Genomic DNA, 19,783 nt, shown 5'->3' with positions numbered 1-19,783 from the left:
TCAGCTCACTCGCTTGCGGACGATGTACCGCGCGAGCATGTTGATGACCAGGGTGATGACGAAGAGGACCAGACCGGACGCGACGAGGGCGTTCAGGGCGGTGCCGGAAGCCTCGGCGAACTGCAGTGCGATGTTCGCGGCGATCGTCGACGGGTTCAGCGACGTGAGCACCTGGAACGTGACGTTGGTCGACACCGAGAGCACGAGCGCGACGGCCATCGTCTCCCCGAGCGCTCGACCGAGGCCGAGCATGATCGCGGAGACGATGCCCGACTTCGCGAACGGGAGCACCGACAGGCGGATCATCTCCCAGCGGGTGGCGCCGAGGGCCAGCGCTGCCTCTTCGTTGAGGGTCGGTGCCTGCAGGAAGATCTCGCGCATCACGGCGGTCATGATCGGGATCGCCATCACCGCGAGGACGATCGAGGCGGTCAGGATCGTGCGGCCGGTGCCCGTGACCTGACCGGAGAACAGCGGGAACCAGCCGAGGTACTCGTTGAGGAACGCGTAGAAGGGCTTCACGAACGGCGCGAGGACGACGATGCCCCACAGGCCGTAGACGACCGACGGCACCGCGGCCAGCAGGTCGATGACGTAGCCGAGCACCGGCGCGAGGCGACGCGGTGCGTAGTGGGAGATGAAGAGCGCGATCCCGAGCGCGAGCGGGACGGAGATCACGAGCGCGATGAGCGCCGACCAGACCGTGCCGAAGACGAGCGGTCCGACGTAGTCCCAGAAGTTCGCCGAGTCGTTCGGCAGGGTGCCGGCCTTGGCGACCAGCGCCGGGATGCTCTGCCAGACGAGGAACGCCGCGACGAGCACGAGGACGAAGAGGATGAGGCCGCCGGAGATGACCGAGGCGGCGGAGAAGACGCGGTCGCCGACGCGGACGACGGCCTTCGGCTTCGGGATGACGGTGGCCCCTTCGCGGGCCGGTGCGGTCGTCATGCGACTCCTGTCGGAGGTTCACCCGTGGCGGGGAACGGGGAGGTGGGAGGTGGTGCCGTGACGGGCGAGTGCCCGGACGCCGGTCGTGTTGGGTGGGACCGGCGTCCGGGCGCTCAGAGGGCGTTACTTGATGGAGGCGACGGCCTTGGCGGCCTTCTCCGAGAGGTCGCTCGACAGGGCGGCCGACTTGGCCTCCTTCGCGGCGGCGTCCTGCGCGTCCTTCGACACGACGTAGTCGAGGTAGCCCTTCACGAGCTCACCCTTGGCCGAGTCCTTGTACTCCTGGCACGCGATGGCGTAGGAGACGAGGACGAGCGGCCACGCGTTGTCGGCCGTGTCGGTGCGGTTGATGTCGATCGCGAGGTCGTTGTCCGCCCGGCCCTCGACGGTCTTGGAGTCCGCGACGACGGTGGCGGCACCGTCGGCCGAGATCTCGGTGGCCTTGTCGCCGACCATGAGCTTCGCCTTGTCGAGGTCACCGGCGCCGGAGTCGTCGATGTAGGTGATGGCGTTCGAGGCGCTGGCCATCGAGGACGCGACACCCGAGGTCTTCGCGGCGGCGTCACCGACCTGGTACGGGAAGGTCTGGCTCGGCTCCTTGCCCCAGACGTCCTTCGCGTTCGCGTCGAGGTACTCGGAGAAGTTCTCGGTGGTGCCCGAGTCGTCCGAGCGGTGCACGACGGTGATGTTCGCGTCGGGGAGCGAGGCGTCCTTGTTCAGGTCCTTGATCTCCGAGTCGTTCCACTTGGTGATCTTGCCGGAGAAGATGCCCGCGATGGTCTTCGCGTCGAGGGTGAGGTCCTTGACGCCGTCGACCTTGTACGCGATCGCGATCGGGGAGATGTAGACCGGGATGTCGATGGCCTTCGAGTCCGCGGCGCAGTTCGCGAACGTGCCCGAGAGCTCCTCGTCGGAGAGCGCGGCGTCGGAGCCGGCGAAGTCCGCCGCACCCGAGATGAAGTTCTTGCGGCCGGCGCCCGAACCGTCGGGCGAGTAGTTGACCGTGACGCCGGAGGCGACGTTCTGGAACCCGGCGGTCCAGGTGGCCTGTGCGGTCTGCTGCGCGGACGAGCCCGAGCCGGTCAGCGTGCCGGAGAGCTTCGAGTAGTCCGTGCCCGAGCTCGACGAGGCGGAAGCGCCAGCGCCCGCGCCGCCTTCGTTCGAGGCGCAGGAGGACAGCGCGACGGCGCCGACGACCGCGATCGCCGCGACCGTGCCGATTCGCTTGATGTTCACAGGGGTCCCTTCGGGAATGTCAGTGCAGGTGGGACCGCTGCTGGTCCCGCGGGCCGGTGCTGACCCGGGAGCGACTGTAGGGACGACAGATGACCCGGGAGGTGCCCCCGGGTGAACGGCAGGTGAACGAGGCCTTGCCCCGCTCGCGGCACGCGGACACGCACCCGCGGTGGGGTGCAGGATCGGGTCACCGCGCCCAGGCGCGGCGCATGCGTTCGCATGGGCGCCGCCCGGCCGCCGGTGCCGTGTCGGAGCGGCCTCCGGGACCGGCCTGGAGGCACGGATCGCCGCAGCCGCGCCCGCGTCGGTGGCGACGCGGCCGGTCGGTGCGGCTCGGACCGGGGTCCTACGAGGCGATGGTGTTGCGGTGCGTCTCGACGGCGACGAGCTTGCCGTCGGCGATGTGCATCACGGCGAAGTCGCCGACGGACAGCATCGCCGCGCGGCGGAGGTCGAAGTGGCGGCTGCCGTCGGCGGTCGCACCGGCGATGCGGGCGATGATGTCCGGGAGCACCGGACCGTGCGAGCACAGGACCGTCGACTTCGCCTTGTCGATGCGCCGCAGCACGACGCCCTTGACGTTCGCGGCGCCGCGGTCGTGGGCGTCCTGGCTGATGTCCGGTGTCGACTGCACGCCGACCTTCGTCCGTGCGGAGAGCGGCTCGACGGTCGCGAGGCACCGTGCCGCCGTGCTCGACACGATCTTCTTCGGGCCGAACGCCGCGACCGGCGCGGCGACGGCCTTCGCCTGCGAGCGGCCGACGGGCAGCAGCGGCCGGGTGGCGTCCGGACCGTCCCAGTCGGAACCGGGGACCGTCTTGGCATGGCGGAGGGCGATGAGCGCGAACGTCTTGTGCTCACCGGCGGCGGCGCGGTCGGCGAAGCGGTCGAGGATCTCGACGTCCCGGTCGTAGGTGAGTCGGCCGCGGGCGTCGTCGACCGACACCCACTCCACCGAGGCGACCTCGTCGTTGGGGCGGAACCTGCCGGCGCGCTCGAACTCCTTGTTCGACACCCTCGCGGACCAGTAGTGCACGACCTTGTCGCGACCGTTCGGCAGCACGTACTCGGCGGTGCCCAGCGGAGCGCCGAGGTGCACCCGGTAGCCGGTCTCCTCGTCGATCTCGCGGACGGCGGTCGTCGGGACGCTCTCGCCCGGGTCCACCTTGCCCTTCGGGAAGGAGACGTCGTTGTGGTGACCGCGGTGGATCAGCAGCACCAGCGGCCGTCCGTCCTGCTCGCGCCAGACGACGGCTCCTGCCGCGACGACGGGACCGGTGGGACCGCCGCTCACCGAGTCGAGCGCTTCCGGGCCGAGATCTTGCGCATGAGGACATTCTGCACGTCCTGCAGCGGGCGCCCGTCAGCGTCGGTCGAGTGGCGCGTCCACTCGCCGTCGGACTCCAGGTGCCAGGAACTCGTCTCGTCGGCCATCGCGAGGTCGAACATGTCCTGCACCTCGGTCACGTGTGCCGGGTCGGACAGCCGCACGAGGGCCTCGACGCGACGGTCGAGGTTCCGGTGCATCATGTCCGCCGAACCGATGAAGACCACCGGGTCGCCGTCGTTGTGGAACGCGAACGCCCGCGAGTGCTCGAGGTAGCGCCCGACGACGCTACGGACGCGGATCGTCTCGCTGACGCCCTCCATCCCCGGCTTGAGCGAGCAGATCCCACGCACCCACACGTCGACCGGCACCCCGGCCTGGCTCGCGAGGTAGAGCGCGTCGATGATCTGCTCGTCCACCATCGAGTTCACCTTGATGCGGATGCCCGACGGCTTGCCGGCCCTGGCGTTGTCGGCCTCGGCCTGGATGCGCTTGATGAGCCCCTTGCGGAGGTGCAGCGGGGCGACGAGGAGCCGCTTGAACTTCTTCTCGATCGCGTAGCCGGACAGCTCGTTGAACAGACGGGTGAGGTCCTTGCCCACGGTGTCGTCCGACGTGAACAGGCCCATGTCCTCGTAGATGCGCGAGGTCTTCGGGTTGTAGTTGCCCGTGCCGATGTGGCTGTAGTGCTTGAGCGTCCCGCCCTCCTGCCGGATGACGAGCACGAGCTTCGAGTGCGTCTTCAGCCCCACGAGGCCGTAGACGACGTGGACGCCGGCCTTCTCGAGCTTCCGCGCCCACGTGATGTTGTTCTGCTCGTCGAAGCGCGCCTTGATCTCGACGAGCGCGAGGACCTGCTTGCCCGCTGCGGCCGCGTCGATGAGGGCTTCGACGATGGGGCTGTCGCCCGAGGTGCGGTACAGCGTCTGCTTGATGGCGAGGACGTTCGGGTCCGCCGCGGCCTGCTCGAGGAACGCCTGGACGCTCGTCGCGAAGGACTCGTACGGGTGGTGCACGAGGACGTCCCGTGCCTTGATTGCACCGAAGAGGTCGGGCTTGGTGTTCGGCTCGCCCGGCTGGAACTGCACCGGAGTCGTCGGCACGTGCTTCGGGTAGTGGAGGTCCGGGCGCGCGATCTTCGCGATCTCGAACAGCCCGCCGAGGTCGAGCGGCGACGGCAGGCGGTAGACCTCTTGTTCGGTGATGTCGAGCTCGCGGACGAGCAGGTCGAGGGTCACCGGGTCCATGTCCTCGGTGATCTCGAGCCGGATCGGCGGACCGAACCGACGGCGGAGGAGCTCGCGCTCGAGGGCCTGGATGAGGTTCTCGGCCTCGTCCTCCTCGATCTCGACGTCCTCGTTGCGGGTGACCCGGAACACGTGGTGCTCGAGCACCTCCATCCCCGGGAAGAGGTCGTCGAGGTGGTTCGCGATGAGGTCTTCGAGCGGGATGTACCGCTGGCGCCCGGACCCGTCGTCGGGCAGTGCGATGAACCGGGAGAAGTTCTGCGGCACCTTGAGGCGCGCGAACTCCTGCCGCTGCGACTTCGGGTTCCGCACCCGCACCGCAAGGTTGAGCGACAGCCCGGAGATGTACGGGAACGGGTGCGCCGGGTCGACCGCGAGCGGCATGAGCACCGGGAATATCTGCTCGTTGAAGTACTCGCGCATCCGGAGGCGGTCGGCCTCGTCGAGGTCGGACCAGTGCTCGATGTGCAGCCCCGCGGCGTCGAGGTCCGGCTTGAGCGAGTCGATGAACGCGTGCGCGTGGCGGTCCTGCAGCTCGTGCGCCTTGCGGGCGATGTCCCGCAGGACGTCGCTCGGCGCACGGCCGACGTTGGTCGGGACGGCGATCCCGGTGTCGATGCGTCGCTTGAGGCCGGCGACCCGGACCATGAAGAACTCGTCGAGGTTGGACGCGAAGATGGCGAGGAAGTTCGCCCGCTCCAGCAGGGGCTGCGTGCGGTCCTCGCCGAGCTCGAGCACGCGCTGGTTGAACCGGAGCCAGCTGAGCTCACGGTCGAAGTAGCGGTCCGAGGGCAGCGACTCGTGCTCCACCTCGACGACCTCGTCGAAGTCGTCGAGGTCCGGTGCGACGGAGTCGCCGTCGAGCTGCGGTTCGGTGTCCATGCCCACATCCTGCCACCCGCGGCCTCCGCGACGAGGGCCGCACGTAACGGCTGTGGAAACGCCGCGTGAACGGACCCACCGTGCAGGGATCAGGGAGCGGCGTACTGCACGTCGATCGCGTGCTGCGTGAACCCCGACCGGCGGTAGAGCGCGAGCGCCGGTTCGTTGTCGCCCTCGACGTACAGCGCCGCCGCGTCGAGCCCCCGCCCGACCAGACGCCCCCAGCCGGCACGCATGAGCACGCCACCGAGCCCTCGGCCCTGCAGGTCGGGGCGGACGGCCACGGCGTAGAACTCCCCGACGCCGTCCTCGACCTTGATCCAGCACGACGCCGCGAGCCGTCCCTGGTCGTCCCGCAGCAGCAGCAGGTCGTCGCCGGAGAACCACGGGTCGGCTTCCCGCGCGCGGAGGTCCTCGAGCGTCATCCGGCCCTGCTCGGGGTGGTGCGCGAACGCGGCGGCGTTGAGGTCGAGCCAGGCGGTCTCGTCGTCCGGGTCGCCCGAGCGGAACGCCGCGAGCGACCAGCCGTCCGGCACCGCTGGCTCGGGAGCCTCCGACGGGACCGGCGCCCGGAGCTGCAGGAGCGTGCGGACGGCCGTCCAGCCGAACCGCGCCGCGAGCGCCCGCGCAGCGGGGTGGTCCCCGTGCGCCCACGCGAGCCGAGGCGCCTCCGCGAGCCGAGGCGCCTCCGCGAGCCGAGGCGCCGACCCGGACCCCGCGGCGGCCCCGCCGCCCAGGGCGAGCGCCTGCGTGACCAGGGCCGTTCCGAGTCCGCGGCCACGGGCCTCCAGGCGGACTGCGACCTCGAGCTCACCGTCGCGCACCACGGCGACCCCCTGCTCGTCGCCGAGCACCGTCGCACGATCCGCGCGCACGTCGACCAGGGTCTGGTCGGAGAACGGCCGCGGCTCGCCCGCGACCGTGAACGCGTCGAGCGCGACGGTCACTGGCCTGCCAGCCGGTCGGCCTCGTCCTCGTAGACGTTGAAGCGGTAGCCGACGTTCCGGACCGTGCCGATGAGCGACTCGAGGTCGCCGAGCTTCGCGCGGAGTCGTCGGACGTGCACGTCGACCGTGCGGGTGCCGCCGAAGTAGTCGTAGCCCCACACCTCGCTGAGCAGCTGCTCGCGCGTGAACACGCGGGAGGGGTGCGTCGCGAAGAACCGGAGGAGCTCGAACTCCTTGAAGGTGAGGTCGAGTGGCCGACCGCGCACCTTCGCGGAGTAGCTGGCCTCGTCGATGACGACGCCGGAGGCCTGGATCTTCGTGCTCGCCGGCTGCTTCGCGGCGCGCCCGGCCGCGAGCCGGATGCGCGCGTCGACCTCTGCCGGACCGGCCGTCTCCAGCACCACGTCGTCGACGTTCCACTCGCTGTTCACCGCGGTCAGACCGCCCTCGGTGACGACGAGCACGATGGGGGTCGGCGAACCGCTCGTCACGAGGATCTTGCAGAGGGCCTTCGCGCCGACGAGGTCGACGCGGGCGTCGACGAACACGAGGTCGCTCTGGGGTGCGTTGACGAGCTGGGCGGCCTCGGCGGGGACGTGGCGGATCCGGTGGCTCAGGAGACCGAGACTCGGCAGGACGTCGCCGGGCGCGGCAGAGGTGAGTACCAGGAGCTGGGCCACAGGACCTCCAGGGCGTGGGGGACGTCGTGGACACATCCTAGTGATGCTCGGGAAGTGGCCCGCCGTCCGAGCGGACGGTGCGGACGGGTGGACGGGTGGACGGGCGGTCGGCGCTGACGGACGCCCGTCGCCGCGCCTGTCATGATGGGGCGCGTGACCGAGCCCGTGCAGCCCGCCGACCAGCGTCGCCTCAAGCTGACGTCCGTGCTCCCCGTGTGGCTGCTCGCGGTCGTCGGTGCCGTCCTCGTGATCACGCTCGCGCAGAAGGACTCCTTCGCGTGGCTGCTGCTCGTCTTCGTGCTCTGCGTCCTCGTGAGCTTCGTGCTCCAGCTCATCACCGCGACGAAGGACGGCCTCGTCGAGCGGATCAGCATCGCGTCGTCCGGGGCCTTCGTCGTCGTCCTCGTCACCGCGGTGGTGCTCCTGGCGCGTTGAGCCGGTCCGCGTAGACTCGCAGCATGGATTCGCTGCTTGCGCTCGAGCTCTTCTACGTGGGCCTCCTCGGCCTGGCGTCGCTCGCGATCGCGTTCGTCTCGGTGACCGTGATCGTGAAGCTGTTCAAGGGTCAGCGTTGATCGAACTGCCCGAGGGTCTCGCGCCCGAACTCGTCCCGCTGTCCTGGCTCGTCGGCGTGTGGGAGGGCACCGGTGTCGTGGAGTACCCGGTCGACCCCGACGGCGAACCGCGGAAGTACGACTTCGGCCAGCGCGTGAGCTTCAGCCACGACGGTCTGCCCTACCTCAACTACTCGTCCACGACGTGGCTGCTCGACGACGCGCACACGCCGCTCGCTGCCGAGATGGGCTACTGGCGACTCGACCGGCCGCACGAGCCCGGTGACCGCGGCCCCGCGATGCTGCTCGGCGACGGACCGACCCCGTTCGGCACGACCCAGAGCGTCGAGACGCTGCGGAACGCGACCGACGGCTTCGACATCGAGGCCGCGATCGTGCACCCCACCGGCGTGAACGAGCTCTACGTCGGTCGGGTCCTCAAGGGCCGGATCGACCTCGCGACCGACGCCGTCATGCGCTCCCCGAACGCGAAGGACTACTCGGCGGCCACGCGCCTCTACGGTCTGGTCGAGGGCAAGCTCTTCTGGGCGTGGGACATCGCGGCGCTCGGGCAGGAGCTCACCTCGCACGCCTCGGGGCAGCTCGCGAAGGTCGACTGATGACGACACCGTTCGCGTCGCGGCCGGGGTTCGTCGCGGGCGACCGAGGGGTGGCCGCGCACTTCGGCAACCCGCTCGGCGAGCAGCGGCTGCTCGAGCGCGGCCGAGCGGTCGTCGAGCTCGGGCTCGGCGTCGTCACGGTCACCGGTCCCGACCGGCTGTCCTGGCTCAACTCGATCACCTCGCAGCTCCTGACCGGCCTCCGGCCCGGCGTCTCCACCGAGACCCTCGTGCTCGACGCCTCGGGTCGCGTGGAGCACGCCGCCCGTGTCGTCGACGACGGCGAGACGGCCTGGCTGCTCACCGAGGCCGACGACGCAGCACCCCTCGCCGGATGGCTCGACTCGATGCGCTTCATGCTGCGCGTCGAGGTCACCGACCGGTCGGCGGACTTCGTCACGCTCGGCCGGTTCGCCGGGGCCGTCGGCCCCGCGGACGCCGCGGTCGAGTGGGTCGACCCGTGGTCCGAGATCACGCCGGGTGGGTGGGGCTACGCCGCCCTGGAGGCACACCCCGCCTCCGACTGGACCCTCCGGATCGCCGTGGTCGCCCCCGGCACCGCGGCCGCGATCGCCGCGTCCGACGTCGCCGCCGCTGGTCTCCTCGCCTACGAGGCCCTGCGGATCGCCGCCTGGCGTCCGTCGCTGTCGGACGTCGACGAGCGGACGATCCCGCACGAGCTCGACTGGCTCCGCTCCGCCGTGCACCTGTCGAAGGGCTGCTACCGCGGACAGGAGACGGTCGCCAAGGTCCACAACCTCGGGCACCCGCCGCGTCGTGCGGTCCTGCTCCACCTCGACGGCTCGGACGCCGTGCTGCCGGCACCAGGGACGCCCGTGCTGCTCGACGAGAAGGAGGTCGGGCGGCTCTCGGCCTCGGCGGTGCACCACGAGCTCGGGCCGATCGGGCTCGCGGTCGTCAAGCGCTCCCTCGACCCCGACGCGACGCTGACGCTGCGCGCCGACGACGTGGTCGTGACCGCGGCGCAGCAGGTGATCGTGCCCCCGGGCGCCGGAGCGACGGCGAACGTGCCGCGGCTGCCCCGCCTCGGAGCGGTCCGCCGCTCGTAGCCCCGCGGTCCCGTCCTGCTCCACGAAACGCGCGCGTTTCGACGTCGCACCTGTCGATCACGGCGTGCAGTGCCGGAACGCGCGCGTTTCGCCGACCCCTCAGGCGTCGGCCGGGGCGACGGACGCCCACGGGACGGTGAGCTCGCCGAGGCGCCAGCGCGAGACCCCGTGCAGCACCGGCCAGCCGCGGTCCCGCATGCCGCCGACGGCCGCGAGCCACCGCTGCCGAGGGCCGTACGTGCCGAGCGGCGCCGCGACCGCCCACGCCAGGTCGAGGTCGCGCAGGAAGCCGTGGACGCGCTCGCCGGGCACGTTCCGGTGGATGAGGGCCTTCGGCAGCCGCTCGGCCACGACGCTCGGCACGTCGAGTCCGGCGAGCCGCAGGGACACGGTGAAGGTCCGCGGGGCGACGTCGTCGAGCGTCACCCACGACGCCACCCGGCCGACCTCGTTGCAGGTGCCCTCGACGAGCGCGCCACCCGGCTGCAGACGGTCCTGCATGATCCGCCACGAGTCGACGACGGCGGACTCGTCGTACTGCCGCAGGACGTTGAACGCCCGGATCACCGCGGGGCGCCGGCCACCTGGCGTCGGGGTCTCGAACCCGCCGAGCCGGAACGTGACCCCGTCGCGGGTGCCGGCGTTCGCGAGCGCCACCCGGTCGGGCTCGATCTCGATGCCGGTCACCTCGACGTCCGGCCGGACACGGGCGAGCCGGTCGCGCATCTCGAGCGTCGTCGTCGGTCGGGCGCCGTAGCCGACGTCGGCCACGAGCGGGTCGGACGTCCGGCGGAGGACCGGGAGCGCGGCGATCCACCGGTCGACGCGGCGGAGCCGGTTGTACCCGGTCGTCCCGCGCGTCACGTTCCCGATGGGCATGGACCCCAGGCTACCGAGGCGCACCCGCTCGGTAGACTCGGGGCATGACCTCCACGCTCGTCCTGCTCCGTCACGGCAACAGTGACTGGAACCAGAAGAACCTGTTCACCGGTTGGGTCGACGTCCGACTCAGCGAGCTGGGCGAGAAGGAGGCGAAGCGCGCCGGCGAGCTCATCGCCGAGTCGGGCATCGTCCCCGACGTCCTGTACACCTCGCTGCTCACCCGCGCGATCCAGACGGCGGACATCGCCCTGCTCGAGGCCGACCTCGCCTGGCTCCCGGTGAAGCGCGACTGGCGCCTCAACGAGCGCCACTACGGCGACCTGCAGGGCAAGGACAAGGCCCAGACGCTCGAGGAGTACGGCGAGCAGCAGTTCATGGAGTGGCGCCGCTCGTTCGACGTCCCGCCGCCCCCCATCGCCGACGACGCCGAGTGGTCGCAGGCCGGTGACCGCCGCTACGCCGGCCTCGGCGACCAGCTGCCGAAGACCGAGTCGCTCAAGCTCGTGATCGACCGGCTGCTGCCGTACTGGGAGTCCGACATCACGAAGGACCTCGGCGAGGGCAAGACGGTGCTCGTCACCGCGCACGGCAACTCGCTGCGGGCGCTCGTGAAGCACCTCGACGGCATCTCCGACGACGACATCGCGGGCCTCAACATCCCGACGGGCATCCCGCTCGTGTACGAGCTCGACGACGACTTCCGTCCGACGAAGCCCTCGTACTACCTCGACCCCGAGGCCGCCGCTGCCGGTGCCGCCGCCGTCGCCGCCCAGGGCGCCAAGAAGTAGCACCCAGCACGACGACGAACGCCCCGCCGGACCTCGGCGGGGCGTTCGTGCGTCAGACGAAGTGCGACGCGATCTCCTGCACGAGGGCACCGACGTCGTAGGGCTCCGCGGTGTCGACCCGCACGACCGGCACGCCGGGCAGCCCGATCGGGCCGGCCGTCGCCTCGTGCTCGTCCCAGAACGCGAGCACCGCGGCGAGGTCCCCGTGCACGTCGTGCCGCACCGGGAGGGTGCCGGGCTCGTAGCGTTCGCGCAGCCGCTCGTCGGCGGTGGCCCGGTCGACGTCGCACCACACCTCGACGACGCGCGGCGACCCGGCGGAGGCGAGTCCGGCCTCCAGGAGGTCGCGATCACGTGACGGGAGCCAGACGGCGTCGAGGACGACCCCGTTCTCGACGGCCCGTGCCATGGACCACATCGTGTCCATGGCGATCGCGCCGAGGTCGCGGGAGGGGATCATCGGACCGGCGAGGTCCGCCAGGGGTTCCTTGATGCGGTCCTTCGACAGGAAGGGGCAGCCGAGCACCTCGGCGAGGGCGGCGCCCACCGTGCTCTTGCCCGAACCGGGCATGCCGTTGACGACGATCGCGACCTGAGCCATGCCACGATCCTCCCGTCAGAGCCGGGAGACCGCAAAACCCGCCCGTCAGGCGGGGGAGGTCGTCACCGACGCTGCGCCGGCCCAGTCGCCGGTCGCCAGGTACTCGACCTTCTTCGCGATCGACACCGCGTGGTCGGCGAAGCGCTCGTGGTACCGCGAGGCCAGGGTCGCGTCGACGGTGTCGATCGGGTTGCCCTTCCAGGTCTCGCCGAGCACGAAGTCGAAGACGCTCGCGTGCAGCTCGTCGACCTGGTCGTCCTCGTCGCGGATCTCGGCGGAGAGCGCGATGTCCTCGGTGGCGAGCAGCCGGGTGAGCTTCTGCGCCATCGCGACGTCGTGCGCGCCCATCTTCTTGAAGGTGCCGCGGAGGCCCTTCGGCACGACCTTCTCCGGGAAGCGCTGCCGCGCGAGCTGCGCGATGTGCTCGGCCATGTCGCCCATGCGCTCGAGCGAGGAGCTGACCCGGAGCGCGGTGACGACGACGCGGAGGTCGCGGGCCACGGGCGCCTGGCGGGCGAGGATGTCGATCGCGACCTCGTCGAGGCTGTTCGCGGCCTCGTCGATCTTGGCGTCGTCGGCGATGACCTCCTCGGCCAGCGCGACATCGGACTCGCTGAAGGCCTGGGTGGCCCGGGTGATGGCGGACTCGACGAGCCCGGCGATCTCGGTCAGTCGCTCCTGGACGTCCTGGAGTTCCTGCTGGAACACTTCGCGCATGGGGGATGTGCCTCTCGTTGCGGTACCGGACGAGTGTCGTCATCCCAGGTGAACGGACGGTGACGCGCGGTTGAACGTCTGACCGAACGGGGCCGGAACCGTGCGGAACCGGGGTGAACGGCGTCCGAACCGGGCATGACCATCCCTACACTGACGGCATGGACAACGCGTGGCTCGTGCCACTGTCGATGCTCCTCGGCGGGGTCTTCGGCGCGGGCGTCGTGGTGCTGATCATCACCGCCGAGCGCACGGCCCGTGCAGCCGACGTCGCGGAACGGACGCTGCCGGACGGCGTCGCCGCGGTGATCGCCACGATGCACAACCCCGCCGTGGTCGTCGACCCCTCGAACACCGTCGTGGCGGCCTCGCCGCAGGCGCTCACGGTCGGGTTGGTCGTGCGCCGACGGCTCGTGCACAAGGAACTCCGGGACCTCGTGGACCGGGTGCGCGCGAGCGGGGAGATGGGCGCCGAGGACATGGAGCTGCCCCGCGGTCGGCACGGTGAGCTGATCGGCTACCTGAGCTTCCGGGCGGCGCAGCTCGGCAACCGGTACGTGCTCGTCACCGCCGACGACCTCACCGAGAGCCGGCGCATCGACGAGGTCCGGCGGGACTTCGTCGCCAACATCTCGCACGAGCTGAAGACCCCGATCGGCGCCATCGGCCTGCTGTCCGAGACCCTCGTGGCCGCCGCGGACGAACCGGAGCACGTGCGGAAGTTCGCCGCGCAGCTCGTCACCGAGTCCGAGCGGCTCGGCGCGCTCACGAAGGACATCATCGAGCTGTCCCGCCTGCAGTCGGTCGACGCGCTGGAGTCCAGCGAGGAGACGTCGATCGACCGCATCGTGCAGGCGGCCGTCGACGCCAACGAGGTCGTGGCCCGCGCCCGGGACATCGACATCGTCCGCGCGAAGAAGACGAAGCTCCGCGTGATGGGCGACCCCGGACTCCTGCAGGTGGCGGTGTCGAACCTCATCGCCAACGCCGTCAAGTACTCGCCGGACCACACCCGCGTCGGCGTCGGTGTCCGGAGCACGAAGGGCTTCGTCGAGGTCGCCGTCACCGACCAGGGCGTCGGCATCCCCGAGGCCGACCTCGACCGTGTGTTCGAACGGTTCTACCGCGTCGATCCCGCGCGGTCGCGGGCCACCGGCGGCACCGGGCTCGGTCTCGCCATCGTCAAGCACGTCGTCGGCAACCACGGCGGCGACGTGCGCGTCTGGTCGCAGCCCGGCAAGGGCTCGACCTTCACCATCCGCCTGCCCGAGGCGGACACCGACCTGACCACCGCACTCGAAGAGCAACTGGAAGAGCAGCCATCGTGACCAAGATCCTCATCGTCGACGACGAGCCGGCCCTGAGCGAGCCCCTGGAGTTCCTGCTGCAGCGCGAGGGGTACGAGACCTCCGTCGCCGCCGACGGCGTGACCGCGCTGTCGAAGTTCGACGCCGAGAACCCCGACCTCGTGCTGCTCGACCTCATGCTGCCGGGGCTCTCCGGCACCGAGGTCTGCCGACAGATCCGCACCCGCTCGAACGCACCCATCATCATGCTGACGGCGAAGGACTCCGAGGTGGACATCGTCGTCGGGCTCGAGCTGGGCGCCGACGACTACGTGACGAAGCCGTACTCGACGCGGGAGCTCCTCGCCCGCATCCGTGCCGTGCTCCGTCGTCGGACCGAGGACGACCCGGGGGACTCGGGCATCCTGCAGGTCGGCGGGATCCGGATGGACGTCGAGCGTCACACGGTGTCGGTCGACGGCTCGGAGACGCCGATGCCGCTCAAGGAGTTCGAGCTCCTCGAGCTGCTGCTCCGCAACGCCGGTCGGGTGCTCACCCGCGGGCAGCTCATCGACCGCGTGTGGGGCTCGGACTACTTCGGGGACACGAAGACCCTCGACGTGCACATCAAGCGCCTCCGGTCGAAGATCGAGCGGGTGCCGAGCGCGCCGGAGCTCCTCGTGACGGTCCGCGGTCTCGGCTACCGCATCGAGGCGTAGCGCGCCGCGCCACGCGGAGGGCGCGCGTCCGCCCCGCGGCCGGGTCGCAACGCACTGGAGGCGCGGTGCCGGTCTCGGGGACCGGCACCGCGCCTCCAGGCGGTCGCGCTGTGTGACGGGCGCTGGGCGCTACGGGTTGATCGGGGCCTCGGTGGTCGCGTCACCCGACGGCTCGTCGGTGCCGCCCGAGGTCGCTGCGTCGGAGGGCTCCGACGTCTCGCTCGGCGCCGAGGTGGGCGCGAGGGTCGCGTACTCCTCCTGCGCGGTGGTCAGGACCGGCACGTTCACCGAGACACCCTCGGCACCGGAGTAGGAGAAGTAGACCTTGACGAGCGAACCGGGCTTCGCATCGGCCTGGTCGAACACGACGTCGGTGCCGGGCGCCGGGGTCGAGCCCTGCGTCCCCTCGCCGTTGGACTCGGTGCCCTTGGTCGGGGTGGGCGTCGCGGCCGAGCCGGACGCCGCGAGGTCGACCCGGGAGTTCTTCGGGACGTCGATCGTCTCGGTGTCGCCGCCGACCTCGATCGAGAGCGTGACGTCCTCGGAGTCGGAGTTGTTCACGAACGTGCCGATGAAGCGGGCGCTCTCGCCGTCGTCCGAGATGAGCAGGGCGTTCCGGATGTCGATCGAACCCGTCTTGGCGTTCACGCCGTCGGTGACCTGCTGGATCTCGGCAGTGCCGACCGGCGAGACGAACTCGCACCCGGTGGCGCCGAGCGCGATGGTTGCCGCAACGGCGACGGACACGAGTACCCGAGCTCGCAAGAGATTCCTCCGGAAGATCACGTTTGGGGACCGGACGGTCCGACCCCATCCTAGCGATCACCTGGGAGGGCGAGTGCTCAGGGCACCCTTACCCGAACACCCCTTGTGGTAAACTGGGTGTCTCGGAACGGAGCCTGATACATGCAATTCGAGGTCGGCGAGACCGTGGTCTACCCCCATCACGGGGCGGCAACCATCTCTGAAGTGAAGACGCGCGTCATCAAGGGCGAGGAAAAGGTCTACCTGAAGCTGCGTGTGACGCAGGGTGACCTGACGATCGAGGTCCCGGCGGACAACGTCGACCTGGTCGGCGTGCGCGACGTGATCGGCAAGGAAGGGCTCGACAAGGTGTTCGAGGTCCTCCGGGCACCGTTCACCGAGGAACCCACCAACTGGTCCCGCCGGTACAAGGCGAACCTCGAGAAGCTCGCCTCCGGCGACGTCATCAAGGTCTCCGAGGTCGTCCGCGACCTCTGGCGCCGCGACCAGGACCGCGGGCTCTCCGCGGGTGAGAAGCGCATGCTCGCGAAGGCCCGGCAGATCCTGATCTCCGAGCTCGCGCTGGCCGAGAAGACCGACGAGGACAAGGCATCGACCGTCCTCGACGAGGTCCTCGCCTCCTAGCGCGTCCGAAGCACTGGACGACACGACGACCGCTCGGTTCCCCCTCGGGGTGGACCGGGCGGTCGTCGTCGTCGCGGCAGGGTCCGGCACCCGGCTCGGCATCGGCACGGCGAAGGCGTTCGTCCCCGTAGCCGGTCGGCTGATGCTGACCCGTGCGCTCGAGCCGCTGTTCGCTCTGGCTGCGCCGGCGCTGGTGGTGGTGGTCGCCCCCGCCGACCGGCTCGACGAGTGTCGGCAGGTGGTCGCCGACGTCGCGGGCGCTGCGGTCGGGTACACCGCGGTGGTGCCAGGAGGCACGGACCGCCACGCGTCGGTCCAGGCCGGTCTGGCAGCGCTGCCCGACTCGGTCGACGTCGTGCTCGTGCACGACGCCGCGCGGTGCCTGACCCCGGCGACGCAGTTCGAGCGGGTCTTCGACACGGTGACGACGACGGGCGACGGGGTCGTCCCGGCCCTGCCGGTCGTGGACACCGTGAAGCGCGTGGACGGCGACGTCGTGCTCGAGACCGTCGACCGGTCGGCGCTCGTGGGGGTCCAGACGCCGCAGGGCTTCCCGCTCGCGGCACTCCGCCAGGCCTACGCGGTGTCCGAGCGCTCCGAGACCGACGACGCGGGCGTCTTCCAGGCAGCCGGACGCACGGTCCGGTTCGTCCCGGGTGATGCCGACGCCTTCAAGATCACCACGGCGTGGGACCTCGGTCGCGCCGAGTCGGTCGTCCGGGCACGTGCGGGTGCCGAGCAGGCGGGCATCCGGATCGGCCTCGGGGTCGACGTGCACGCGTTCGACGCGGCCGCGCCGTGCCGGGTCGGGTTGCTCGACTTCCCGGGGGAACCGGGCCTCTCCGGACACAGCGACGGCGACGCGGTCGCGCACGCGGTGTGCGACGCGCTGCTCTCGGCCGGCGGCCTCGGGGACATCGGCGGACGCTTCGGCACGTCCGATCCGCGGTACGCCGGAGCCACCGGGGACGTCTTCGTGCGGGGTGCGGTCGAGCTCCTCGCGTCTGTGGGGTTGGCACCGTCGGCGGTCACGGTCCAGGTGATCGGCAACCGACCGCGGATCGGTCCCAGGCGTGCGGAGATGCAGGACGCGCTCGCGGCCGTCGTGGGTGCCCCCGTCGCGGTGTCCGGCACGACCACGGACGGTCTCGGCTTCACCGGTCGGGGCGAGGGGCTCGCGGCGATCGCGACCGCCGTCGTCCGGCAGGCCTGACGGACCGCGACAGACCGGCGTCCTAGGCTTGGGGCGTGACCGTTCGCCTCCACGACTCCCGCGCCGCCGCCGTCGTCGACCTCGTGCCCCTGGTCGACGGACACGTGAGCGTCTACGTCTGTGGTCCCACGGTGCAGTCGTCGCCGCACATCGGGCACCTCCGCTCCGCGCTCGTCTACGACATCTGGCGTCGGTGGCTCACGTACCGCGGTTACCGGGTGACGCTCGTCCGGAACGTCACGGACATCGACGACAAGGTGCTCGACCTCGCGGCCGGCACCGACGAGGAGTGGTTCGCCCGCGCCTACCGCGTCGAGCTCGAGTTCACCGCGGCGTACCGTGCGCTCGGCATCCTCCCGCCGACGTACGAGCCGCGGGCGACGGCGAGCGTGCCGCAGATGCATGAGATCATCGAGCGACTCATCGAGCGCGGGCACGCGTACGCCGGGCAGGACGGCTCGGGCGACGTCTACTTCGACACCGGCAGCTGGGCGTCGTACGGCGCGCTCACCCGGCAGCGTCGCGAGGACATGGTCGACGCCGCCGACGCCGATCCCCGTGGCAAGCGCGACCCCCGGGACTTCGCGCTCTGGAAGGGCCGGAAGGACGGCGAGCCCGACACCGCGGTGTGGGACAGCCCCTGGGGTCCCGGCCGTCCGGGCTGGCACATCGAGTGCTCGGCGATGAGCCGGCGGTACCTCGGCCCGGCGTTCGACATCCACGGCGGCGGGCTCGACCTCCGGTTCCCGCACCACGAGAACGAGCTCGCGCAGTCGACGGCCGCGGGTGACCCGTTCGCGACCTACTGGCTGCACAACGGTCTCGTGACCGTCGAGGGCCAGAAGATGTCCAAGTCGCTCGGCAACTCGATCTTCGCGGCCGACTTCCTCGCCGCCGCGCGTCCCGAGGTCGTCCGGTACTTCCTCGGCGCCGCGCACTACCGCTCGTCGATCGACCACCACGACGGCTCGCTCGCCGAGGCCGAGGCCGCGTACGACCGCATCGCCGGCTTCCTGTCCCGCGCTGCTCCGCGCCTCGAGGGCGTGCAGCTCCACGACGCTCCGGGCGTGCCGGACGCCTTCGCCGAGGCGATGGACGACGACCTCTCGGTGCCGCAGGCCCTCGGGGTGCTGCACGAGACGGTCCGTGCCGGGAACGCCGCCCTCGACGCCGACGATGCGGACGCGCTCGGTCTCGCGTACCATCAGGTGGCCGCGATGGTGGAGGTGCTCGGCATCGACCCGCGAGCGGCCCACTGGTCGAGCGGCGGTCAGGACACCTCGGCCGCCCCGCTCGCAGCCCTCGTCGAACGCCTCGTGCAGGAGCGTGCCGACGCCCGGGCCGCACGGGACTTCGCGACGGCCGACCGCGTGCGTGACGACCTCGCCGCCGCGGGCATCACCATCGAGGACACCGCAGCGGGTACACGCTGGAGCATCGCCTGACCACGGCCGTGCCGAACAGGAGCTGAGCATGAAGAACGTTTCCGGGAGCAAGAAGGGCCGTCCGGGCGCCGTCCGGTCGGGCCGCAAGGGCAACAAGCAGGTCGGCTCCGGCGGCCAGGGCGCACAGGCGCTCGAGGGACGCAAGCCGACGCCGAAGGCCGAGGACCGCCCGTACCACCCCGCCGGCAAGCGCAAGGCGGCGAAGGAGCGGCTCGACGCCGCCCGTGGTCGTCACGGCGCCTCGAGCGCTCCGCAGCAGCGGTCCGGGCGCCCGCCGCAGCGCAAGAGCGACGACTCCGAGCTCGTCACCGGTCGGAACTCCGTGCTCGAGGCCCTGCGTACGAAGACCCCGTCGACCACGCTCTACGTCGCGTCCCGCATCGAGGTCGACGACCGCGTGAAGGAGATCCTCGCGCTCGCCAACCACCGCGGTGTGCCGATCATCGAACTGATGCGCCCCGAGCTCGACCGCATCACCGGGCACGACAGCGTCCACCAGGGCGTCGCGCTCAAGGTCCCCGCGTACGAGTACGCCGTGTCCGAGGACATCGTCGAGCGGGCGTTCGCCAAGGACGAGGTCCCGCTCATGGTCGCGCTCGACGGCATCACCGACCCGCGCAACCTCGGCGCGATCATCCGGTCGACCGCGGCGTTCGGCGGGCACGGCGTCATCGTGCCGCAGCGTCGCTCGGTGGGTGTGACCGCGTCGGCGTGGAAGACCTCCGCCGGTGCCGCCGCCCGCACCCCGGTCGCGATGGCGCCGAACCTGACGCAGACCCTCAAGTCGCTGAAGTCGATGGGGCTGTTCGTCCTCGGGCTCGACGGCGACGGTGACGTGGAGCTCGACGGCCTCGAGCTCGCCGACCGCCCGATCGTGATCGTCGTCGGCTCGGAGGGCAAGGGCCTGTCGCGCCTCGTCACCGAGACCTGCGACGCCATCGTGTCGATCCCGATCTCGTCGGCGACGGAGTCGCTCAACGCGGGCATCGCGGCGAGCGTCACCTTGTGGGAGGTCGCCCGGCGCCGCCGCGCCGTCTAGCGCCTCGCGCGTCCCGCGCGCAACGTCACCGCCTGGAGGCCCGGTGCCGGTCTGCAAGACCGGCACCGGGCCTCCTGTGCGTCCGTGGGGTTCCGCGACTGGCCGCATGCGGTCTGCCGGGGTTCCACGACTCGCCGCCCGCGGTGCGCCGAGGTTCCACGGACGGCCGTTCCAGGCGCCGAGATGCCGAGATCTC

At 71.1% G+C, this 19,783-nt stretch carries 20 protein-coding genes; 10 read left to right on the top strand and 10 right to left on the bottom strand.

All coding sequences use genetic code 11. The features are described from left to right. From pstC to ACRQ4C_RS15780, 6 genes are all read right to left on the bottom strand, one after another. The gene (gene pstC, locus ACRQ4C_RS15805) at positions 1-948 is read right to left on the bottom strand and encodes a phosphate ABC transporter permease subunit PstC (protein ID WP_439689343.1); all 948 of its coding nucleotides are present in this window, start codon (positions 946-948) and stop codon (positions 1-3) included. Positions 949-1,071: 123 nt separating this feature from the next. Beyond that, on the bottom strand, positions 1,072-2,184 hold the full coding sequence (locus ACRQ4C_RS15800) for a phosphate ABC transporter substrate-binding protein PstS (RefSeq protein ID WP_290133703.1): 1,113 nt from the start codon (positions 2,182-2,184) through the stop codon (positions 1,072-1,074). 346 nt (positions 2,185-2,530) lie between these two features. Next, positions 2,531-3,478, bottom strand: coding sequence for an NUDIX hydrolase (locus tag ACRQ4C_RS15795; protein ID WP_439689342.1), 948 nt, complete (start codon positions 3,476-3,478; stop codon positions 2,531-2,533). Then, positions 3,475-5,640, bottom strand: coding sequence for an RNA degradosome polyphosphate kinase (locus ACRQ4C_RS15790; RefSeq protein WP_290133705.1), 2,166 nt, complete (start codon positions 5,638-5,640; stop codon positions 3,475-3,477). Before ACRQ4C_RS15790 ends, ACRQ4C_RS15795 begins: the two co-directional genes overlap by 4 nt. Before the next feature lie 89 nt (positions 5,641-5,729). Continuing rightward, positions 5,730-6,587, bottom strand: coding sequence for a mycothiol synthase (gene mshD, locus ACRQ4C_RS15785; RefSeq protein ID WP_439689341.1), 858 nt, complete (start codon positions 6,585-6,587; stop codon positions 5,730-5,732). Next, on the bottom strand, positions 6,584-7,267 hold the full coding sequence (locus tag ACRQ4C_RS15780) for a response regulator transcription factor (RefSeq protein WP_058726157.1): 684 nt from the start codon (positions 7,265-7,267) through the stop codon (positions 6,584-6,586). Before ACRQ4C_RS15780 ends, mshD begins: the two co-directional genes overlap by 4 nt. A gap of 153 nt (positions 7,268-7,420) precedes the next feature. Here ACRQ4C_RS15780 and ACRQ4C_RS15775 point away from each other — a divergent pair, with 153 nt between their 5' ends. The 3 genes from ACRQ4C_RS15775 (at position 7,421) to ygfZ (ending at position 9,511) form a co-directional block, all read left to right on the top strand. Continuing rightward, complete coding sequence (locus tag ACRQ4C_RS15775) at positions 7,421-7,702, top strand: hypothetical protein (RefSeq protein ID WP_439689340.1); 282 nt, start codon at positions 7,421-7,423, stop codon at positions 7,700-7,702. Positions 7,703-7,838: 136 nt separating this feature from the next. Then, entirely contained in the window at positions 7,839-8,441 is a 603-nt protein-coding gene (locus ACRQ4C_RS15770) for an FABP family protein (protein WP_290133708.1), read from the top strand. Continuing rightward, the gene (ygfZ, locus tag ACRQ4C_RS15765; protein WP_439689339.1) at positions 8,441-9,511 is read left to right on the top strand and encodes a CAF17-like 4Fe-4S cluster assembly/insertion protein YgfZ; all 1,071 of its coding nucleotides are present in this window, start codon (positions 8,441-8,443) and stop codon (positions 9,509-9,511) included. Before ACRQ4C_RS15770 ends, ygfZ begins: the two co-directional genes overlap by 1 nt. A gap of 99 nt (positions 9,512-9,610) precedes the next feature. Here ygfZ and ACRQ4C_RS15760 read toward each other — a convergent pair whose 3' ends face one another. After that, the gene (locus ACRQ4C_RS15760; protein WP_290133710.1) at positions 9,611-10,390 is read right to left on the bottom strand and encodes a class I SAM-dependent methyltransferase; all 780 of its coding nucleotides are present in this window, start codon (positions 10,388-10,390) and stop codon (positions 9,611-9,613) included. A gap of 44 nt (positions 10,391-10,434) precedes the next feature. Here ACRQ4C_RS15760 and ACRQ4C_RS15755 point away from each other — a divergent pair, with 44 nt between their 5' ends. Continuing rightward, positions 10,435-11,181 (top strand): phosphoglyceromutase, encoded by a 747-nt coding sequence (locus ACRQ4C_RS15755; RefSeq protein WP_290133711.1) that lies wholly within the window; start codon positions 10,435-10,437, stop codon positions 11,179-11,181. 52 nt (positions 11,182-11,233) lie between these two features. On the opposite strand, the gene ACRQ4C_RS15750 is transcribed toward ACRQ4C_RS15755, so the two are convergent. Both ACRQ4C_RS15750 and phoU read right to left on the bottom strand, forming a co-directional pair. Then, positions 11,234-11,782, bottom strand: a complete 549-nt coding sequence (locus tag ACRQ4C_RS15750; RefSeq protein ID WP_439689338.1) for an AAA family ATPase — start codon at positions 11,780-11,782, stop codon at positions 11,234-11,236. Between the two features lie 45 nt (positions 11,783-11,827). Next, positions 11,828-12,499: a phosphate signaling complex protein PhoU gene (gene phoU, locus ACRQ4C_RS15745; RefSeq protein WP_290133713.1), complete on the bottom strand. Its 672-nt coding sequence runs from the start codon at positions 12,497-12,499 to the stop codon at positions 11,828-11,830. 158 nt (positions 12,500-12,657) lie between these two features. Here phoU and ACRQ4C_RS15740 point away from each other — a divergent pair, with 158 nt between their 5' ends. Then, positions 12,658-13,824, top strand: coding sequence for a sensor histidine kinase (locus tag ACRQ4C_RS15740; RefSeq protein ID WP_439689337.1), 1,167 nt, complete (start codon positions 12,658-12,660; stop codon positions 13,822-13,824). Beyond that, positions 13,821-14,501, top strand: coding sequence for a response regulator transcription factor (locus ACRQ4C_RS15735; protein ID WP_290133715.1), 681 nt, complete (start codon positions 13,821-13,823; stop codon positions 14,499-14,501). The genes ACRQ4C_RS15740 and ACRQ4C_RS15735 overlap by 4 nt, the downstream gene beginning before the upstream one ends. A 129-nt stretch (positions 14,502-14,630) precedes the next feature. On the opposite strand, the gene ACRQ4C_RS15730 is transcribed toward ACRQ4C_RS15735, so the two are convergent. Next, complete coding sequence (locus ACRQ4C_RS15730; RefSeq protein WP_439689336.1) at positions 14,631-15,266, bottom strand: hypothetical protein; 636 nt, start codon at positions 15,264-15,266, stop codon at positions 14,631-14,633. Positions 15,267-15,407: 141 nt separating this feature from the next. On the opposite strand from ACRQ4C_RS15730, the gene ACRQ4C_RS15725 reads away from it, so the two are divergent. The 4 genes from ACRQ4C_RS15725 to rlmB are packed head-to-tail and all read left to right on the top strand — an operon-like array spanning position 15,408 to position 19,587. Beyond that, positions 15,408-15,890, top strand: a complete 483-nt coding sequence (locus ACRQ4C_RS15725; protein ID WP_017888066.1) for a CarD family transcriptional regulator — start codon at positions 15,408-15,410, stop codon at positions 15,888-15,890. A gap of 49 nt (positions 15,891-15,939) precedes the next feature. Next, a complete protein-coding gene (gene ispD / locus ACRQ4C_RS15720) occupies positions 15,940-17,103 on the top strand; it encodes a 2-C-methyl-D-erythritol 4-phosphate cytidylyltransferase (RefSeq protein ID WP_439689335.1) in 1,164 nt (387 codons plus the stop codon). Between the two features lie 35 nt (positions 17,104-17,138). Next, entirely contained in the window at positions 17,139-18,548 is a 1,410-nt protein-coding gene (gene cysS / locus ACRQ4C_RS15715) for a cysteine--tRNA ligase (RefSeq protein ID WP_439689334.1), read from the top strand. Positions 18,549-18,576: 28 nt separating this feature from the next. Further along, a complete protein-coding gene (gene rlmB, locus ACRQ4C_RS15710; protein ID WP_400412441.1) occupies positions 18,577-19,587 on the top strand; it encodes a 23S rRNA (guanosine(2251)-2'-O)-methyltransferase RlmB in 1,011 nt (336 codons plus the stop codon). Positions 19,588-19,783 lie beyond the last annotated feature (196 nt).

It is taken from the genome of Curtobacterium sp. SP.BCp (assembly GCF_051903255.1).
Taxonomy (GTDB): domain Bacteria; phylum Actinomycetota; class Actinomycetes; order Actinomycetales; family Microbacteriaceae; genus Curtobacterium.
The sequence above is the reverse complement of the archived record's forward strand: the minus strand, read 5'-3'. Positions and strand labels throughout refer to the sequence as shown.

Coding starts and splice junctions, on each gene's coding strand:
- pstC (WP_439689343.1), bottom strand. CDS start 948: ATGACGACCGCACCGGCCCGCGAAGGGGCCACCGTCATCCCGAAGCCG.
- ACRQ4C_RS15790 (WP_290133705.1), bottom strand. CDS start 5,640: ATGGACACCGAACCGCAGCTCGACGGCGACTCCGTCGCACCGGACCTC.
- ygfZ (WP_439689339.1), top strand. CDS start 8,441: ATGACGACACCGTTCGCGTCGCGGCCGGGGTTCGTCGCGGGCGACCGA.
- ACRQ4C_RS15760 (WP_290133710.1), bottom strand. CDS start 10,390: ATGCCCATCGGGAACGTGACGCGCGGGACGACCGGGTACAACCGGCTC.
- ACRQ4C_RS15755 (WP_290133711.1), top strand. CDS start 10,435: ATGACCTCCACGCTCGTCCTGCTCCGTCACGGCAACAGTGACTGGAAC.
- ACRQ4C_RS15750 (WP_439689338.1), bottom strand. CDS start 11,782: ATGGCTCAGGTCGCGATCGTCGTCAACGGCATGCCCGGTTCGGGCAAG.
- phoU (WP_290133713.1), bottom strand. CDS start 12,499: ATGCGCGAAGTGTTCCAGCAGGAACTCCAGGACGTCCAGGAGCGACTG.
- ACRQ4C_RS15740 (WP_439689337.1), top strand. CDS start 12,658: ATGGACAACGCGTGGCTCGTGCCACTGTCGATGCTCCTCGGCGGGGTC.
- ACRQ4C_RS15725 (WP_017888066.1), top strand. CDS start 15,408: ATGCAATTCGAGGTCGGCGAGACCGTGGTCTACCCCCATCACGGGGCG.
- rlmB (WP_400412441.1), top strand. CDS start 18,577: ATGAAGAACGTTTCCGGGAGCAAGAAGGGCCGTCCGGGCGCCGTCCGG.